Below are 16763 nucleotides of genomic sequence, written 5' to 3' on the forward strand. Positions count from 1 at the left end.
TTCACGCTGCGGGCACATGTTTGCGGGTGCGCATCTCCACCTTGAGGTACAGCAGCGCACCCGCGAGCAGGGGCACCAGGTAGAAGAGCGCGCGGTAGGCCAGCAGTGCGCCCAGGATCTGGTGCTGGGGCACGCGGTGCGACAGCAGCGCGATGAACACCGCTTCGGTCACGCCCAGGCCGGCCGGGATGTGCAGCATGACGCCCGCGATGGCGGCGATCAGCAGGACCGTCAGCGCCGTCGGGTAGTCCACCTGGCCCTGCAGCAGCATCCAGGGGACGGCGGCCATGGTCATCCAGTGGCTGCAGGAGATGGCGAGCTGCGCGAAGGCCATGCGCAGCGACGGCAGGTCGATGTCGTGGCCGCGTACCGTCCAGCACCGCCGGCGCGAGAAGGCGCACAGGCCCAGGTAGGCGACGGTGGCCGCGAGCAGGCCGACACCCACCAGCCGCAGCTCCTCGGGGTCCACGCCCCACTGCGCCGGAAGCTGCAGCGGCGCGATGGTGAAGACCAGTCCCGCCAGCAGGATGTAGCCCAGCCAGTTGGTGATCATCGACAGCGTGACCACGCGGGTGATGTTGCCGTAGCGCACGCCCAGCTTGCCGTACAGGCGGTAGCGGAAGCCGATGCCGCCCACCAGGGAGCCCAGGTTGAGGTTGAAGGCGTAGCTGATGAAGCTGATCTGCATCACCTTGCCGCTGGAGAGCCGGTGGCCGGTGTAATGCCGGCCCACCAGGTCCAGCAGGCTGTAGACGAAGTGGCTCGCCGCCGCGAACAGGAAGGCCTTCATCAGCACCGGCCGCGGCAGCTCGATGACGCTGCGCCGCACCTCGTCCCAGTCCACCGTGCGGGCGTAACGCACCAGCAGGAAGGCCACCACCGCGAGGAACACCACCCCGACGACGCGCTTGATCCACGGCCACCAGGGGTGGTTGCGCATCAGGCTTTCTCCTTCACGGCGACCAGCGCGGTCACCGGCTTGCCGGCCGCCGTGGGCAGCAGGCGCGGCACATGCCGCGGCAGCCACTGGGCCCAGCGCGGGTAGTGGCGGGTGAAGTGGTAGGCGAGGAAGCTGCGCACCAGCGTCCAGCCTTCCAGCGCGCCCACGGTCTGCTCCGTCACCTGCGTGCAGGCGTGGCACATCAGCTTGTCGAGGTTGGCGGACAGCGTTTCCGTGAAGGCGCGGTCGCGGATGATCACGTTGGCCTCGAGGTTGAACGACAGGCTCATGGGGTCCAGGTTGCTGGAACCGACGGTGGACCAGGTGTCGTCCACCACCGCGACCTTGCCGTGCAGCGGGCGCTCGCAGTATTCGTAGATGCGCACGCCGGCGCGCAGCAGGTTGTGGTACAGCATGCTGGCCGCCGTCTTCACGAAGGGCATGTCGGGCTGGCCCTGCAGGATCAGCCGCACGTCCACGCCGCGCCGCGCCGCCCGCTTCAGCTCCTTGATGAAGCGGTAGCCGGGGAAGAAGTAGGCGTTGGCGATCACGATGCGCTTGCGCGCGGCGCGGATCGCGATGCGGTACTGCCGCTCGATGTCGTCCATGTGCCGGCGGTTGTCGCGCACCACGAACATCGCCTCGGCACTGCCGGCGGCCGGCAGGTCCTCGGGGTTCACGCGCATGTGCTTGCGCCAGCGCCACCATTGGCGCCGCCCGCGCTGGTGGCGCAGGCCCTCGGCCAGCGCCGCGTGGCAGAAGCGGTGGATCTCCGCGACCAGCGGGCCGCGGATCTCCACCGAGTAATCCTGCTTGGCCTCCTCGCCGAAGTCGCGCAGGTGGTCGGCCGAGAAGTTGATGCCGCCCACGAAGGCGACCTCGCGGTCCACCACGGCGATCTTGCGGTGCATGCGGCGCAGCAGGTGCGGGCGCAGGCCGAAGGGGCGGTGCCAGGGATTGAAGGAGTGGATGCGCACGCCGGCGGCGCGCAGCTCCTCGAGAAAGCGCTCCGACAGGTCGGGCGAGCCCCAGTCGTCGATGGTGATGTCCACCTGGGCGCCGCGGCGGGCGGCGGCCAGCAGCGCCTCGTGCAGCTGCAGGCCGACCTTGTCCTCGAACAGGATGAAGGTCTCGACGATCACCTCGCGCCGGGCGTTGGCGATGCAGGCGAACACGCGCGGGAAGAACTCCTCGCCGTTCTCCAGCAGGTGGAAGTCGTTGCCCGGGATCCAGCGTCGTTCCATGGCGTCCCTACAGGTGGATCTCGGCGCACAGCGGCGCGTGATCCGACAGGTGCGCCCAGGGCCGGCGCGGCAGCACCACGGGCAGGTGCACCGAGCAGTTGCGCACGTAGATGCGGTCGAGCGACAGCACCGGGAAGATCGCGGGGAAGGTCTTGGCCGGCTCGCCGTAGGCGGTGACGAAGACCTCGCGCAGGCCCGCCTCGCGCCACAGCACGTCGTTGGCGCGGCGGCGCCAGTCGTTGAAGTCGCCGGCGACGATCAGCGGCGCGTCCTTGGGCACCTCGGTGTGCGTGATGCGGCACAGCAGGTCCAGCTGCTGCTGGCGGTGCGCCTCGGCCAGGCCCAGGTGCACGCAGATCGCGTGCACGTCGAGCGCGTGGTTGGGGATCTTCAGCACGCAGTGCAGCAGGCCGCGCTTCTCCGGGCCGGCGATGGACACGTCGTGGTTCTGGTAGTGGACGATGGGGAACTTGGACATCACGGCGTTGCCGTGGTGGCCCTTGGGATAGACCATGTTGCGGCCGTACGCGTACTGCGGCCAGATGCTGTCGGCCAGGAACTCGTACTGTCCCGCTGCCTCCGGCCAGTCCTCGATCTTCTTCCCGTGCTCGTCGTGCATGCCCAGCACTTCCTGCATGAACACCACGTCCGCCCCCACCTTGCGCACCGCGTCGCGCAGCTCCGGCAGGATGAAGCGGCGGTTGAAGGTGGTGAAGCCCTTGTGGATGTTCACCGTCATCACGGTGAGCTGCGGGGCCGGGGCCAGGGGATCGCTCAGGTCGCTCATGGGCGTGTTGGAGATCGTTGTCCGTCGGGACACCTTTTGTAGTTGCACAGCTGGGCCGGCGGAGTAGGACGCGGGCACATGTTCTTGTGGCCCCCGGCGGCGAGATTTCGGAGCACACTCCGGCCTCCCGCCGAGTTCCACCTGCCATCGATGAAAACAACGAAGAAGAAGACGCTGCGGCTCGCCGCGGCCGGACTGCTGGCCGCCCTGGCCATTCCCTCGCAAGCGTTCAACCTCCGCCCCGACGCCGTCTCGGTGCAGGCGGGCATCGGCACCCACGGCACGGCCGACGCAGGGGCCGGCCTGGTGTGGGACTGGAATTTCGAGGCCCTGCGCCGCAAGGCCGAGCTGACCGCGCATACCGAGCTGATGATCAACAGCTGGCGCGCCGATGCGATCGGCGGCGGCCACCAGTCGCTGACCCAGCTCGTGCTGCTGCCGACGCTGCGCATGCAGCTGAAGCGCGGCGTCTCACCCTGGTACATCGAGGTGGGCGTGGGCGCGAGCTGGATGGACCAGCCCTACATCACGCCGGACAAGAGGTTCAGCACGCGCTGGAACTTCTACGACGTGCTGGGCGTGGGCCGCACCTTCGGCGCCGCGGAACGCCACGAGCTCGGCCTGCGCTGGGTCCACGTCTCCAACGCCGGCATCCGGGAGCCGAACCCCGGCCAGGACTTCCTGCAGCTGCGCTACGTCTCGCGCTTCTAGGCGGCGCGGCACGTCCTACGGCCATCCCCACTCCCGTCCGATACGGCCGGGATGCGGGCGTTCCAAACTGTCTGCACAAGGACCCGGCGGCTGCCGGGATGTCACTGAACAGTACGGAGCATTCGATGAAAAAGATTTCCCTGACCCTCCTGGCCGCCGGCGCGATGGCGGTGGCCGGCCTGGCGCAAGCCGACGCGATCTTCTATCCCGACGGAACCATGGTGGAGCTGGGCCCCAACGGTGCCGACAACCTGGTGCTGCTGTCCGAACCGGCGCTGAACACCACCGTGCTGGGTGCCGCGCCCGCGACGAGCGTGACGACCACCACGGCGGTGGTCCCGGCGACCGAGTACGTGTACGTGCAGCCCAACATCAACTGGGACCCGGTGGTCGCGCGCGCGCAGCTGCATGACAACGCCCACCTGCTGATGACCGGCCCCTCGTACCGCGAGCGGCACCAGTCCGCCGCCACCTTCGACGTGCCGGCGCGCGCGGGTGAAGCGAGCACCATGACCAACGGCCAGCCGAACCTGCTGACCACGAACCAGGAACCGCTGGTGGTGGGCAGCTACTCGATCCCGCTCGCCGCGGTGACGACGACCTCGCCGTACTACGTGTTCTCCTACTGAGCGCGGACGCGGGAATGAAAAAAGCCAGGCACTGCCTGGCTTTTTCGTTGGCGCCGCGCGGGCGGTCAGCCCTGGTGGCGATGGTGGCCGCGATGGCCGCCCTTGCCGCCGCGCAGGAAGCGCATGCCCTGCTCGTCGAACACCTTCTTCTGCTCCGCGCTCAGCGTGGCGTAGAAGGCCTTCGTCGCGTCGATGCGCTTGTCCATCTCGGCGTCGCGCTGGGCGCGCAGCGCGCGCATCTGGTCCAGGCGCTCGGGCGTGTTCATGGCGCGGAAGGCCGCGCGGTCGGGCCGCTGGAACTTCACCGGCTTCAGCGCGCTGGTCCAGGTGGTCCACGCGCCTTCCTGGGCGGAGGTGATCTGCAGCTTTTCCTTCAGCTTGCCCAGGCGCTTGGCCATGCGTTCCTGCATGCGGGCGCGGAACTGCTCCATCTTGGCGGGGTCCATGGCGCGGTGGTGGCGCATCTGGTGGCCGGCGGAGGCGGCCTGGGCGGGCGCGGTCTGCGCGGGGGTCTGTGCCTGCGCGATCGCGCCGGCGCCGAGGGCGGCGACCAGGCTGGCGGCCAGCAGGGTGCGGTGCAGCGTCTTCATCGAGGAGATCCTTTCGTGGTGGCGGGCCGCCGTACCGGGCCCGATGGGATGCAGTCTGGTCGGCGGCTGTGTCTCATCCATCAGCGCTTGATTGCGGGTGTGTAAAGAATCCCGCTTTACCTGCCCTCGACACGCTGGGTCGAAGCGGTCCTACGGCAAGCGTCCACCCGCAACGACGCGCGGCACGGAAGGGCAGGGCGACATTGGACGCAACCGAACACACCGCAAGCAGGAGCACAGCATGAGGACCCAGGATTTCGCGCGCGCCACCGCCGGGGTGCTGGCCGCCGCGCTCGTCACCGCCGGTGCGATGGTCGCCCGGGCCGCCGACGTGGCGCAGGCCGCCAAGCCCGAACCCGCGACCATGACCGACACCGCGCCGCTGCCGGCGCACGACCGCGACAGCGTGGGCGCCGTGATCCTGATGGACGAGCCGGTGCTCGCCCAGCGGGAAGCCATGGCGCGCGCCCAGGCCCGCAGCGAGGTCGACACCACCACCATGGGCGCCGGCCCGGCCCAGGTGCTGCGCGACGTGATGGTGCAGGAGAGGAAGAAGGCGCTGGAGGAGCAGAAGCAGCAGATGGGGAAGTGACCTGCCACGCACGCATGGATCCCGGGTCGAGCCCGGGATGACAAATATCAGGCTGTCATTGCGGGCTTGACCCGCAATCCACGGTGGCGCGGCATTACCCCTGCATGTGCTCCAGGATCGGGCACTCCGGCCGCTCGTCGCCGTGACAGCAGTGGATCAGGTGCTGCAGCGTCCGCTGCATCTCCTGCATCTGCGCGATCCGCTGCGCCAGGTCGTCCGCGTGCTTCTGCGCCACCTTGCGCACGCTGGCGCTCGCGCGCCGGCGGTTCTGCCAGAGGCCGACCAGCTCCGCGATCTCCTCCATCGAGAAGCCGAGGTCGCGCGCCCGCTTGATGAAGCGCAGCGTATGCACGTCCGCCTCGCTGTACTGCCGGTAGCCGCTGTCGGTGCGCGCGACCCGGCCGAGCAGCCCCAGGCCTTCGTAGTGCCGCACCATCTTGGCCGACACGCCGGACAGGCGCGCCGCCTCGCCGATGTTCACCGGCCAGGCGGCGCTGCTCGCGGGCTGCATCACGCCGCGACTTCGTAGCCTTCTTCGGCGATCGCGCGGGCGATCGTCCCGTGGTCCTGCTGCGACTGCACCTCCACCTTGCCGCTCGCCAGGTCGACCTTCACCTCGGCCTGCCCGTCCACGGACTTCACCGCCTCGGTCACGGCGCGGACGCAGTGGCCGCAGGTCATGCCTTTCACCTGGAATGTCTGGTTCATGATGTTCCTTTCTGGGTTGGGAGGCCGTAGCCTGAACCTTGCCACCATGGTAAGGTCAAACGCAGGTGCCTGGATGTCCCTGCGGCTTCGCGGGTTGATCCAGGTCAACGGCTTGACCTTGCCATCGTGGCAGGGTTGACCATTCACGCATGGAGACTGCCACCCATCCCACCACCACCCTCGACCTCGGCGTCGGCGGCATGACCTGCGCGTCGTGCGTCGGCCGGGTCGAGCGCGCGCTCAAGAAGCTGCCCGGCGTGCAGGACGCCGTCGTGAACCTGGCCACGGAGTCGGCGCGCGTCACCTACGCGCCCTCCGAACAGATGGAGGCGCAGATCCGCCGCGCCGTGCGCAACGCGGGCTACGAGCCGCGCAGCGCCGAGGCGGCGGCGGCCGAGGACCTGTCGCCCTGGGCCGGCTTCGCGCCGGTGGCCATCGGCCTGCTGCTGTCGCTGCCGCTGGTGCTGCCCATGGCCGGCGACCTGGTCGGCCGGTCGTGGATGCTGCCGGCCTGGCTGCAGTTCCTGCTGGCCACGCCGGTGCAGTTCTGGCTGGGCGCGCGCTTCTACCGCGCCGGCTGGCATGCGCTGAAGGCGGGCACGGGGAACATGGACCTGCTGGTGGCCATCGGCACCAGCGCCGGCTGGGGCCTGTCGATGTGGCTGTGGCTGGCGCAGGGCCACGCGCACCTGTACTTCGAGGCCTCGGCGGTCGTGGTGACGCTGGTGCTCCTGGGCAAGTGGCTGGAGGCGCGCGCCAAGCGCCAGACGACCGCCGCCATCCGCGCGCTGCAGGCGCTGCGACCCGAGACGGCGCACGTGATCCAGCGCAACGGCGAGGAGGCCGACCTGCCGCTCGCCGAGGTGCTGGCCGGCGACCGGCTGGTGGTGCGCCCGGGCGAGCGCGTGCCGGCCGACGGCGTCGTGGAGCAGGGCGACACGCACGTCGACGAGGCGATGCTCACGGGCGAGCCGCTGCCGGTGGCCAAGGCCGCGGGCGCGCGCGTCACCGGCGGCAGCATCAACGGCGAAGGCCGCATCGTGGTCCGCGCGACGGCGGTCGGGCACGAGAGCGTGCTGTCGCACATCATCCGGCTGGTCGAGGACGCGCAGGCGGCCAAGGCGCCGATCCAGCGCATGGTGGACCAGGTCTCGGCCGTGTTCGTGCCGGTGGTGCTGGGCATCGCCGCGTTCACGCTGGCGGGCTGGCTGCTGGCCGGGGCCGGCATCGAGGACGCGCTGATCCACGCCGTGGCGGTGCTGGTGATCGCCTGCCCCTGCGCGCTGGGCCTCGCGACGCCGGCGGCCATCATGGCCGGCACCGGCGTGGCCGCGCGCCAGGGCGTGCTGATCAAGGATGCGCAGGCGCTGGAGCTGGCGCACCGCGTCGACACCTTGGCCTTCGACAAGACCGGCACGCTGACCGTCGGCCAGCCGCGGCTGGTGGCCTTCGTCGCCGCGCCCGGCGTGGACGAGGGCGCGCAGCTGGCCGCCGCGGCGAGCCTGCAGAGCGGCAGCGAGCATCCGCTGGCGCGCGCCGTGGTCGCGGCCGCGCGCGAGCGCGGCGTCGCGGTGGCTGCGCCGGACGCCGTGCGCGCCGTGGCCGGCCGAGGCACCGAAGGCGAGGTGGGCGACCGCAGCTACCTCATCGCGAGCCTGCGCTGGCTGGCGGAACTGCAGGTGCCGCTGGGTCCGCTGCAGGCGGACGTGCAGCGCCTGCAAGGCGAGGGCGCGACGCTCTCGGCGCTGGTGGAGCGCGTCACCGAGGGCCTGGCGCTGCGCGCGCTGATGGCCTTCGCCGACGAGCCCAAGCCGGGCGCCGATGCGGCGCTGGCGCGGCTGCGCGCGCGCGGCCTGCGGCTGGTGATGATCTCCGGCGACAACCGCGCGGCGGCGCTGGCGATGGCGCAGCGCCTGGGCCTGCGGCCGGACGAAGTGCAGGCCGAGGTGCTGCCCGGCGACAAGGCCGCGCGCGTCGCCGCGCTGCGCGAGGGCGGGCACGTGGTGGCGATGGTGGGCGACGGCGTCAACGACGCGCCGGCGCTCGCCGCCGCCGACGTCGGCATCGCCATGGGCACGGGCACCGACGTCGCGATGCACGCCGCCGGCATCACGCTGATGCGCGGCGACGTCGGCCTGGTCGCGGGCGCGCTGGACATCTCGCACCGCACCGTGCGCAAGATCCGGCAGAACCTGTTCTGGGCCTTCGCGTACAACGTGGCCGGCATCCCGCTGGCGGCGCTGGGCTACCTGAGCCCGGTGGTCGCGGGCGCGGCGATGGCGCTCTCGAGCGTCAGCGTGCTCACCAACGCGCTGCTGCTGAAGCGCTGGCGCCTGCCACGGCGTTGACGTGGATCAAGCGCGGGGTCGCCGCTGCATGCCACGCTTGCAGCAGGAGACCCCGCCATGAACCGATCCGCCCTGCAAGTGATCCGCGACGAGCATTCCGCCGTCGCGGCCGTGCTGCGCTCGCTGCTGCAGATGATGGAACGCGACCCCGAGGACGAGCCGGGGCGCTTCTTCGACGTGCTGCGCGCGATGCTGTTCTACATCGACGAATTCCCCGAGCGCCGCCACCATCCCAAGGAATCCGACCTGCTGTTCCCCAAGCTGGCCCTGGTGGCGCCGCACCTGATGCCGGTGATCCGCCGGCTGGAGGACGACCACCTGCACGGCGAGCACCGCGTGCGCGAACTGCAGCACCTGCTGCTCGCCTGGGAACTGCTGGGCGACAGCCGCCGCGGCGCCTTCCAGGAAGCGGCGCGCGAGTACGTGGAGTTCTACCTGCGGCACATGCGCACGGAAGAAACCGAGCTGCTGCCCGTGGCGCAGAAGACGCTGACGGAAGACGACTGGGCGCAGCTGAACACGGCCTTCGCCACGCAGAGGGACCCGCTGGTGACGGGCGAGCGCGACCCCGTCTACGACCGGCTGTTCACGCGCATCGTGATGCGCACGCCGGCGCCGATCGGGGTCGGGCCGGAGTGAACCGCCCCGGCCTCAGAGCGCCGGATAGTCCGTATACCCCTTCGCCCCGCCCCCATACATCGTCGCCCGCTCCGGCGCATTGAGCGGCGCGTTGCGGCGCAGGCGCTCCACCAGGTCGGGGTTGGCGATGTAGGGCCGGCCGAAGGCGACCAGGTCGGCGCCCGCGGCGAGCGCCTGTTCGGCGAGGGCGCGGTCGTAGCCGTTGTTCACCATCCAGGCGCCCTTCGCGCCGGCGTCGCGCCAGGCCGCGCGCATCGCGGCGTAGTCGAAGGGGCGGTCCTGCACCTCGCGCGGGCCGCCAGTGGCGCCCTCGATCAGGTGCAGGTAGGCCAGGCCCAGCGGTGCCAGCTGGCGCACCACGTACGCGAACAGCGGCTGCGGGTCGGCGTCGACGATGTCGTTGGCCGGCGTCACCGGCGACAGGCGCAAGCCCACGCGGCCGGCGCCGACTTCCTCGCAGACCTCGCGCATCACTTCCAGCAGCAGGCGCGCACGGTTGGGGATCGATCCGCCGTAGTCGTCGCTGCGCTGGTTCGCGCCGGTCTTCAGGAACTGGTCCAGCAGGTAGCCGTTGGCGCCGTGCACTTCGACACCGTCGAAGCCGGCGCTGATCGCGTTGCGCGCCGCATGGCGGAAGTCGCGCACGATGCCGGGCAGTTCCTCCGCCGCCAGCGCGCGAGGCGCCGACGTCGGCACGAAGCTGCCCTGGCCGTCCTGGATGAGATAGGTCTTGGTCTTCGCGGTGAGCGCCGAGGGCGCGACCGGCGGCTGGCCGTCCGGCTGCAGGTCCACGTGCGAGACGCGGCCCACGTGCCACAGCTGGCAGAAGATGCGCCCGTCGCGCGCGTGCACCGCCTGCGTGACCTTCCTCCAGCCATCGAGCTGCTCGGTGCCGTACAGGCCCGGCACGTCGGCGTAGCCCTGGCCCTGGTGCGTGATCGCCGTTGCCTCGCTGACGATCAGGCCGGCCGACGCGCGCTGCGCGTAGTACTCCGCCATCAGCGGCGTGGGAATGGCGCCGGGCGCGCGGTTGCGCGTCAGGGGCGCCATCACGATGCGATTGGGCAGGTGCAGGCTCCCGACCTGCACCGGTTCGAACAGCGACGTCAAGCCAGCTTCTCGAGCTTGAGCGCTTCCTGCACGGCGGGGCGCGCCTCGACGCGCGCGTTGTGCGCCGCGAGGTGCGGATAGGGCGACAGGTCGATCTGCATCGGCTTGGCCCAGCGCGTGACGGTGAAGAGATAGGCGTCGGCGACGCTGAACTGGTCGCCCATCAGGTACTGCTTGCCTTCCAGCTCGCCGTTGACGAAGGCGAAGCGGTTGGCGATGCGGTCGCGGTAGATCTTCTTGCCTTCGTCGGGCATGGCCGCGTTGAACAGCGGCGAGAAGCTCTTGTGGATCTCGGTGCCGATGAAGGTGAGCCATTCCTGCAGGCGGTAGCGCGGCAGCGTCCCGTTCGCCGGGGCGAGATTCTTCTGCGGCACCTGGTCGGCCACGTACTGGACGATCGCCGGGCCTTCGCGCAGGCGCGTGCCGTCGTCGAGCTCCAGCATGGGCACGTAGCCCAGCGGGTTGATCGTGTAGTAGTCGGTGCCGTCGGGCAGCTTGTGCGTCTTGGTGGGCGCCAGCACCGGCTCGAAGGCGAGGCCGGCTTCGCGCAGCACGATGTGCGGCGACAGCGAGCAGGCTCCGGGGGAGTAATACAGTTTCATTTCCTCTTCCTTGTGATGCGCTCGGCGAGCGTGAACAAATCGATGCTAGCCAATGCCCGGAAATCGTGCAGGCTTGGGGGTGCTGTTCGGGTTCGCCACAATGGCGCCATGGCAAAGCTCATCAAGTGGCTGGTTTTCCTGGCCGTCGCCTTCGTCCTGCTGTTCGTCGCGGTCGCCATGGCGCTGCAGTACTGGCTGCGCACCGACGATTTCCGCAGTCGCGCCGAACGCCAGGCCAGCGCCGCCCTGGGCGTGCCCCTGAAGCTCGGACGCCTCTCGGTGGACCTGTGGCCGCTGCCGGCCGTGGCCGCGGACGACGTGCGCCTGCAGACGCGCCCGGCGCTGACCGTGGGCCGCGTCGAGGCGCGGCCGGTCTGGGCCGGGCTGCTGGCCGGCAAGCTGGAGATCGCCACGCTGGTGGTGCGCAAGGCGGTGCTGCCGCAAAGCGGCATCGCGGCGCTGGGCGCGGCGGTGCAGCGCCAGGAGAAGAAGGCTGCCAAGCCCGCGCGTTCCTCTTCCGGCAGCACGCCCATGGTGCTGCCCAAGCGCGCCGTGTTCGAGGACATCACCTGGATCGACGAGAAGGGCCAGCGCATGACCGTGGACGCCGAAGCGGAGCTGGGCGGCGACGGCCTGCTGGACGAGGCGTCCTTCCGGATCGTGCGCGGGCGCCTGGCCGGCACGCGCGGCAACATCCGCCGCCAGGCCGACGCCTGGCCGGTGCGCATCGAGGTGGGCGGCGGCCGCATCACGGGCAAGCTGCAGCTGCAGCCGGGCAAGGCGGGCGCGCAGGTGCTCTCGGGCCAGTTGAACACCGACGACGTGGAAGTGGCGGCGCTCACCGCGCCCAGCAAGCCGCTCACGGGCAAGCTGCGGGCGCAGACGACGCTGCGCTCGGAGTTCCGCGAACCGGGGCAGGTGGTGGACCAGCTCACCAGCCACACGAGCTTCACGGTGCGCGACGCGGTGCTCATGGGCATCGACCTGCAGAAGGCCGTGCAGACGGTGGGCCTCAGCCGCGGCGGCATCACGCGCCTGGACACCCTGGCCGGCCAGGTCGACACGCAGGGCAAGGCCGTGCACCTGACCAACCTGGTGGCGAGCTCCGGCGCGCTCGCGGCGACGGGCAACGTCGCCATGGCCGCGGACAAGACGCTCAACGGCCGCGTCAACGTGGAAGTGGCCAGCGGCAAGCGCAAGGGCATGGGCGTCCCCCTGGCCGTGGGCGGCACGCTCGACGACCCGAGCGTGATGCTGACGCGCGGCGCGATGGTCGGCGCGGCGCTCGGCACGCTGGTGGCGCCCGGAGCGGGCACTGCGGCCGGCGCCGCGGCGGGGGCGGCTACCGGGGACCGCATCAGCGACGGGCTGCGCAGCCTGTTCGGCGGCAGCAAGGACAAGTAGGCCCGGCCGCGGCACGCGGCGTCCTACAGAGGCCGGCGGCGGCAGACTATCGCCGGCCCAGCGGCCGCGGCCTAGGATGGTGGCCTGTCCGCAGCCTGCCGGAGCCGCATGCACCTGTCCACGGTCGAGACGGTCCTGGAGTACGCCGTCCAGTCACCGACGCACTTCTGCTTCAACATCGAGGCGGCGCACTGGCCCACGCAGAAGATCCTGAGCGAGCAGCTGTCCATCTCCTCCGGCGTGCAGCCGCACGCCGCGGTCGATCCGCGCAGCGGCAACCGCCTGATCCGCTTCGACGCCGCGCCCGGCCCGCTGCACGTGCGCTACAAGGCCGAGGTGGAGGTGCACACGCCGCCCGCCGATCCACGCCTGCGCGAGACGCCGGTGGGCCAGGTGCCCGATGACATCTTCGAATACCTGCTGGCGACGCGCTATTGCGAGTCCGACGTGCTGACCAACGAGGTGGTGCGCATGTTCGGCACGCTGCCCCGCGGCTTCGCGCGGGTGCAGGCGATCACCGACTGGATCCGCAGCGAGATCCGCTACCAGCCCGGCAGCACGAACTCCAACACGACTGCGCAGGAAGTGTTCGCGCAGCGCGCGGGCGTGTGCCGCGACTTCGCGCACCTGGGCATCACCTTCTGCCGCGCGCTCAACATCCCGGCGCGCATCGTGGTGGGCTACGTCTGGTTCGACGAGCCGCCGCAGGACTTCCACGCGCTGTTCGAAGCCTGGCTCGACGGCCACTGGGTGCTGTTCGACCCGACCGGCATGGCGCCCGTGGACCGCCTCGTGCGCATCGGCACCGGCTGCGACGCGAAGGACGTCGCCTTCGCCACGCTGTTCGGCCAGGTGCAGCTCACGCGCAAGGAAGTGATGGTGCTGGAGCACGACCCGCGCACGACGGAATCGATGGCGGACGCGACGCGAACCCCACCGTCCCCCGCGCCTACGTCTTGTACGACGGATCCGTCCGATCCAGCCTCCGCAACAACGCCGGCCACGCGATGTTCGCTCCCTGTCCCGCCGTCACGGTCTTCAGCACCTGCGCCATCCCCTGCATGATGCGCGGGTCCACCATCACCAGCTCGCCGCCGGCCTGCGCGTCGATCTGGATGCGGCAGGTGTTCTCGAAGGTGTACATCGAGAGGAAGGCATCCGGCACCGTCCGGCCCACCGTCAGCAGCCCGTGGTTGCGCAGCACCAGGAAGTTGGCGTCCCCCAGGTCGCGCTGCAGGCGCGGCTTCTCCTCGTCGCGCAGCGCCACGCCTTCGTAGTCGTGGTACGCGAGCGAGGCCAGCACGAAGGTGCTCTGCTGCGAGATCGGCAGCACGCCGCATTTCTGCGCGCTCACCGCGACGCCTGCGCGGCTGTGCGTGTGCAGCACGCACTGCACGTCCTCGCGCGCCTCGTGGATGCAGCTGTGGATGGTGAAGCCCGCCGGGTTCACCGGGAAGGGCGAGTCGATCACCTTGTTGCAGTGGCGGTCCACCTTCACGAGCGACGACGCGGTGATCTCGTCGAACATCAGCCCGTAGGGATTGATCAGGAAGTGGTGCTCGGGCCCGGGCACGCGCGCGCTGATGTGCGTGAACACCAGGTCGCTCCAGCCGTACAGCGCCACCAGCCGGTAGCAGGCCGCGAGGTCCACGCGCAGCTGCCACTCCTCGGCGCTGACCACTTCGCGCAGGGATGCGATGTTCATGGGATCTCCTTTCGTGATCGCTCCTGAATCGATAGCTGACTAGCCTTGCTGCAGGCGGCCTGCCGCCCAGAGCACCTGGTCGACGACGGCGCCGACGCGGTCCTGGGCCGCCATCTCGCGCAGGCGGCCGTCCTCGTCGAACGCGCTCGCCGCGCGCGCCAGGCCGTAGACCTGCGGCGCCACCCAGCAGTGCAGGTTGAAGAGAAGCGGCACCAGGTGGCTTTGCGAGCGCATGCCGCCGAAGCCGCCGTTGGAGGCGCTCAGCACGCCGACCACCTTGCCGCGGCTGGAGCGGAACGCGTCGTCCCACACGGGGTCGCCCTTCACCGGGCTGGAGATCCAGTCCAGCGTGTTCTTCAGCAGGGCAGGGTAGCTCGCGTTGTACTCGGGCGTGCAGACGATCCAGGCCGGGTGGTCGAAGAACACCTGCTTGAGCTTCATGACGTCCGCCGGCGTGCCGCGCGCCTCGAGGTCGGCGTTGTACATGGGGACGTCGTAGTCGCCCAGTTCCAGGTGCGTGACCTCGGCCCCGCGTTCGCGGGCGAGGCGGGCCGTCTCGCGCGCCAGCCTGCGGTTGAACGATTCCATGCGGGTGCTGCCGGCGAAGACAAGGGCTTTCATGGGCGCATTGCACCACAGCGGGCAGCCTCGGCGCCCCGCCCGTAAAATCGGGCCTTCCTCCGTTCGGCCATCCTGGCCCCCCGCGCCCGGTTCGGCGCTCCTCCATGCTGTATCCCGAAGAATTCGACGTCATCGTGGTCGGTGGCGGCCATGCCGGCACCGAAGCAGCCCTCGCCTCCGCGCGCATGGGCTGCAAGACCCTGCTGCTCACCCACAACATCGAGACGCTGGGGCAGATGTCCTGCAACCCCTCGATCGGCGGCATCGGCAAGGGCCACCTGGTGAAGGAGGTCGACGCGCTCGGCGGGGCGATGGCCATCGCGACCGACGAGGCCGGCATCCAGTTCCGCATCCTCAACTCCAGCAAGGGGCCGGCCGTGCGCGCGACCCGGGCCCAGGCCGATCGCGTGCTGTACAAGGCGGCGATCCGCCGTCGCCTGGAGAACCAGCCCAACCTGAGCCTGTTCCAGCAGGCGGTGGACGACCTGATGGTGGAAGGCGACCGCGTGGTCGGCGCCGTTACCCAGATCGGGATCCGCTTCCGCGCCCGCACCGTCGTGCTGACGGCGGGCACCTTCCTGGACGGCAAGATCCACGTCGGCCTGGAGAACTATGCCGCTGGACGCGCGGGCGATCCGCCGGCCCAGTCGCTGTCGGCCCGGCTGAAGGAACTCAAGCTGCCGCAGGGGCGGCTGAAGACCGGGACGCCGCCGCGCATCGACGGACGCAGCATCGACTTCTCGAGGTGCGAGGAGCAGCCGGGCGACCTCGACCCGGTGCCGGTGTTCAGCTTCCTGGGCCGCGCCGACATGCATCCGCGCCAGGTGCCGTGCTGGATCACGCACACCAACGAGCGCACGCACGAGATCATCCGCTCCGGCTTCGATCGCAGCCCCATGTTCACGGGGCGCATCGAGGGGGTGGGGCCGCGCTACTGCCCGAGCGTGGAAGACAAGATCAACCGCTTCGCCGACAAGTCCAGCCACCAGGTGTTCCTGGAGCCCGAGGGTTTGGCGACCAACGAGTTCTACCCGAACGGGATCTCCACCAGCCTGCCGTTCGATGTGCAGCTCGGGCTGGTCCGCACGCTGCCCGGCCTGGAGAAGGCACACATCCTGCGGCCCGGCTATGCGATCGAGTACGACTACTTCGACCCGCGGGGGCTGAAGAGCAGCTTCGAGACGCGGGCGATCGGCGGCCTGTTCTTCGCGGGGCAGATCAACGGGACGACCGGCTACGAGGAGGCGGCGGCGCAGGGGCTGTTCGCCGGCGTCAATGCGGCGCTGCAGGTGAAGGGCGAGCCGGCCTGGCTGCCCTCCCGCGACCAGGCTTACCTGGGCGTCCTGGTCGACGACCTGATCACCAAGGGCGTGACCGAGCCCTACCGCATGTTCACCAGCCGGGCCGAGTTCCGGCTGCAGCTGCGCGAGGACAACGCCGATCTGCGCCTGACCGAAGCCGGTCGGCGCATGGGGCTGGTGGACGACGCCCGGTGGGATGCGTTCTGCCGGAAGCGTGACGCTGTTTCACGTGAAACCGAACGCCTGAAGGCGACCTGGGTGAACCCGCGGATCGTCTCGGCGGCCGAGGCGCAGCGGGTGCTGGGCACGTCGATGGAGCGCGAGTACAACCTGGGCGACCTGCTGCGGCGCCCGGACGTCGACTACGAATCCTTGGTCAGCCTGGAGGGCGGCCGCTGGAAGAGCGATGCTGTTTCACGTGAAACGCTGGGCGACCTCTACGCCCCCATCGTGGAGCAGATCGAGATCGCCGCCAAGTACGCCGGCTACATCGAACGCCAGAGGGACGAGGTCGAGCGCGCCGCGTACTACGAGAACCTGCGCCTGCCGGCCGAGCTGGACTACATGCAGGTGGCCGCGTTGAGCATCGAGGTGCGGCAGAAGCTGAACAAGCACCGTCCGGAAACGCTGGGCTTGGCATCCCGGATCTCGGGGGTGACCCCGGCGGCGATCTCGCTGCTGCTGGTCCACCTCAAGAAGAACAAGTTCAAGGGCTTCGCGGAAGCGGCCGCGGCATGAGTTCCGGCTCTTTTCCCTCTCCCCTCCGGGGAGAGGGCAGGGTGAGGGGCGGGCGCGGCACTTCCCCGGCCCTCACCCCAACCCTCTCCCGCAA

Annotated in this window: 18 protein-coding genes; 8 read left to right on the top strand and 10 right to left on the bottom strand. The window is 70.2% G+C overall.

Annotated features, from left to right (window positions below):
• Nucleotide 1: 1 nt before the first annotated feature.
• Genes ACY0MJ_RS03905 through ACY0MJ_RS03915 form a run of 3 tightly spaced genes read right to left on the bottom strand, consistent with a single transcriptional unit; the run spans nt 2 to nt 2971 of the window.
• Entirely contained in the window at nt 2–940 is a 939-nt protein-coding gene (locus ACY0MJ_RS03905) for a lysylphosphatidylglycerol synthase domain-containing protein (RefSeq protein ID WP_462636970.1), read from the bottom strand.
• Nucleotides 940–2184, bottom strand: a complete 1245-nt coding sequence (gene clsB / locus ACY0MJ_RS03910; protein WP_462636971.1) for a cardiolipin synthase ClsB — start codon at nt 2182–2184, stop codon at nt 940–942. Before clsB ends, ACY0MJ_RS03905 begins: the two co-directional genes overlap by 1 nt.
• A gap of 7 nt (nt 2185–2191) precedes the next feature.
• Complete coding sequence (locus tag ACY0MJ_RS03915) at nt 2192–2971, bottom strand: endonuclease/exonuclease/phosphatase family protein (RefSeq protein WP_462636972.1); 780 nt, start codon at nt 2969–2971, stop codon at nt 2192–2194.
• A gap of 150 nt (nt 2972–3121) precedes the next feature.
• Between ACY0MJ_RS03915 and ACY0MJ_RS03920 the strand changes: the two genes are divergently transcribed.
• Both ACY0MJ_RS03920 and ACY0MJ_RS03925 read left to right on the top strand, forming a co-directional pair.
• Nucleotides 3122–3682, top strand: coding sequence for an acyloxyacyl hydrolase (locus ACY0MJ_RS03920; protein ID WP_462636973.1), 561 nt, complete (start codon nt 3122–3124; stop codon nt 3680–3682).
• A 125-nt stretch (nt 3683–3807) separates the two neighbouring features.
• The gene (locus tag ACY0MJ_RS03925) at nt 3808–4311 is read left to right on the top strand and encodes a hypothetical protein (RefSeq protein ID WP_462636974.1); all 504 of its coding nucleotides are present in this window, start codon (nt 3808–3810) and stop codon (nt 4309–4311) included.
• 65 nt (nt 4312–4376) lie between these two features.
• On the opposite strand, the gene ACY0MJ_RS03930 is transcribed toward ACY0MJ_RS03925, so the two are convergent.
• Nucleotides 4377–4901 (bottom strand): Spy/CpxP family protein refolding chaperone, encoded by a 525-nt coding sequence (locus tag ACY0MJ_RS03930; protein WP_462636975.1) that lies wholly within the window; start codon nt 4899–4901, stop codon nt 4377–4379.
• 241 nt (nt 4902–5142) lie between these two features.
• Here ACY0MJ_RS03930 and ACY0MJ_RS03935 point away from each other — a divergent pair, with 241 nt between their 5' ends.
• A complete protein-coding gene (locus ACY0MJ_RS03935; RefSeq protein WP_462636976.1) occupies nt 5143–5493 on the top strand; it encodes a hypothetical protein in 351 nt (116 codons plus the stop codon).
• Nucleotides 5494–5587: 94 nt separating this feature from the next.
• On the opposite strand, the gene cueR is transcribed toward ACY0MJ_RS03935, so the two are convergent.
• Both cueR and ACY0MJ_RS03945 read right to left on the bottom strand, forming a co-directional pair.
• Nucleotides 5588–6004, bottom strand: coding sequence for a Cu(I)-responsive transcriptional regulator (cueR, locus tag ACY0MJ_RS03940; protein ID WP_462636977.1), 417 nt, complete (start codon nt 6002–6004; stop codon nt 5588–5590).
• The gene (locus ACY0MJ_RS03945; protein WP_462636978.1) at nt 6004–6201 is read right to left on the bottom strand and encodes a heavy-metal-associated domain-containing protein; all 198 of its coding nucleotides are present in this window, start codon (nt 6199–6201) and stop codon (nt 6004–6006) included. The genes cueR and ACY0MJ_RS03945 overlap by 1 nt, the downstream gene beginning before the upstream one ends.
• A gap of 149 nt (nt 6202–6350) precedes the next feature.
• Here ACY0MJ_RS03945 and ACY0MJ_RS03950 point away from each other — a divergent pair, with 149 nt between their 5' ends.
• Both ACY0MJ_RS03950 and ACY0MJ_RS03955 read left to right on the top strand, forming a co-directional pair.
• Nucleotides 6351–8549 carry a heavy metal translocating P-type ATPase gene (locus ACY0MJ_RS03950; protein ID WP_462636979.1) on the top strand — a complete coding sequence of 733 codons (2199 nt, stop codon included), beginning with the start codon at nt 6351–6353 and terminating at the stop codon, nt 8547–8549.
• 57 nt (nt 8550–8606) lie between these two features.
• Nucleotides 8607–9188, top strand: a complete 582-nt coding sequence (locus ACY0MJ_RS03955; protein ID WP_462636980.1) for a hemerythrin domain-containing protein — start codon at nt 8607–8609, stop codon at nt 9186–9188.
• A gap of 12 nt (nt 9189–9200) precedes the next feature.
• Here the strand turns inward: ACY0MJ_RS03955 and ACY0MJ_RS03960 are convergent, their stop codons facing one another.
• Both ACY0MJ_RS03960 and gstA read right to left on the bottom strand, forming a co-directional pair.
• Nucleotides 9201–10298: an alkene reductase gene (locus ACY0MJ_RS03960; RefSeq protein WP_462636981.1), complete on the bottom strand. Its 1098-nt coding sequence runs from the start codon at nt 10296–10298 to the stop codon at nt 9201–9203.
• Entirely contained in the window at nt 10295–10900 is a 606-nt protein-coding gene (gene gstA, locus ACY0MJ_RS03965) for a glutathione transferase GstA (protein WP_462636982.1), read from the bottom strand. Before gstA ends, ACY0MJ_RS03960 begins: the two co-directional genes overlap by 4 nt.
• A 108-nt stretch (nt 10901–11008) precedes the next feature.
• Between gstA and ACY0MJ_RS03970 the strand changes: the two genes are divergently transcribed.
• Nucleotides 11009–12304: an AsmA family protein gene (locus tag ACY0MJ_RS03970; protein ID WP_462636983.1), complete on the top strand. Its 1296-nt coding sequence runs from the start codon at nt 11009–11011 to the stop codon at nt 12302–12304.
• 108 nt (nt 12305–12412) lie between these two features.
• Entirely contained in the window at nt 12413–13369 is a 957-nt protein-coding gene (locus tag ACY0MJ_RS03975; RefSeq protein ID WP_462636984.1) for a transglutaminase-like domain-containing protein, read from the top strand.
• Here the strand turns inward: ACY0MJ_RS03975 and ACY0MJ_RS03980 are convergent.
• Nucleotides 13254–14009, bottom strand: a complete 756-nt coding sequence (locus ACY0MJ_RS03980; protein ID WP_462636985.1) for a class II aldolase/adducin family protein — start codon at nt 14007–14009, stop codon at nt 13254–13256. The two genes, ACY0MJ_RS03975 and ACY0MJ_RS03980, sit on opposite strands and share 116 nt — an antisense overlap.
• Nucleotides 14010–14048: 39 nt before the next feature.
• On the bottom strand, nt 14049–14630 hold the full coding sequence (locus ACY0MJ_RS03985; RefSeq protein ID WP_462636986.1) for an NADPH-dependent FMN reductase: 582 nt from the start codon (nt 14628–14630) through the stop codon (nt 14049–14051).
• Between the two features lie 104 nt (nt 14631–14734).
• On the opposite strand from ACY0MJ_RS03985, the gene mnmG reads away from it, so the two are divergent.
• On the top strand, nt 14735–16669 hold the full coding sequence (mnmG, locus tag ACY0MJ_RS03990) for a tRNA uridine-5-carboxymethylaminomethyl(34) synthesis enzyme MnmG (protein WP_462636987.1): 1935 nt from the start codon (nt 14735–14737) through the stop codon (nt 16667–16669).
• Nucleotides 16670–16763: the final 94 nt, after the last annotated feature.

The sequence above is a fragment of the Ramlibacter sp. bp-362 genome, from assembly GCF_054956735.1.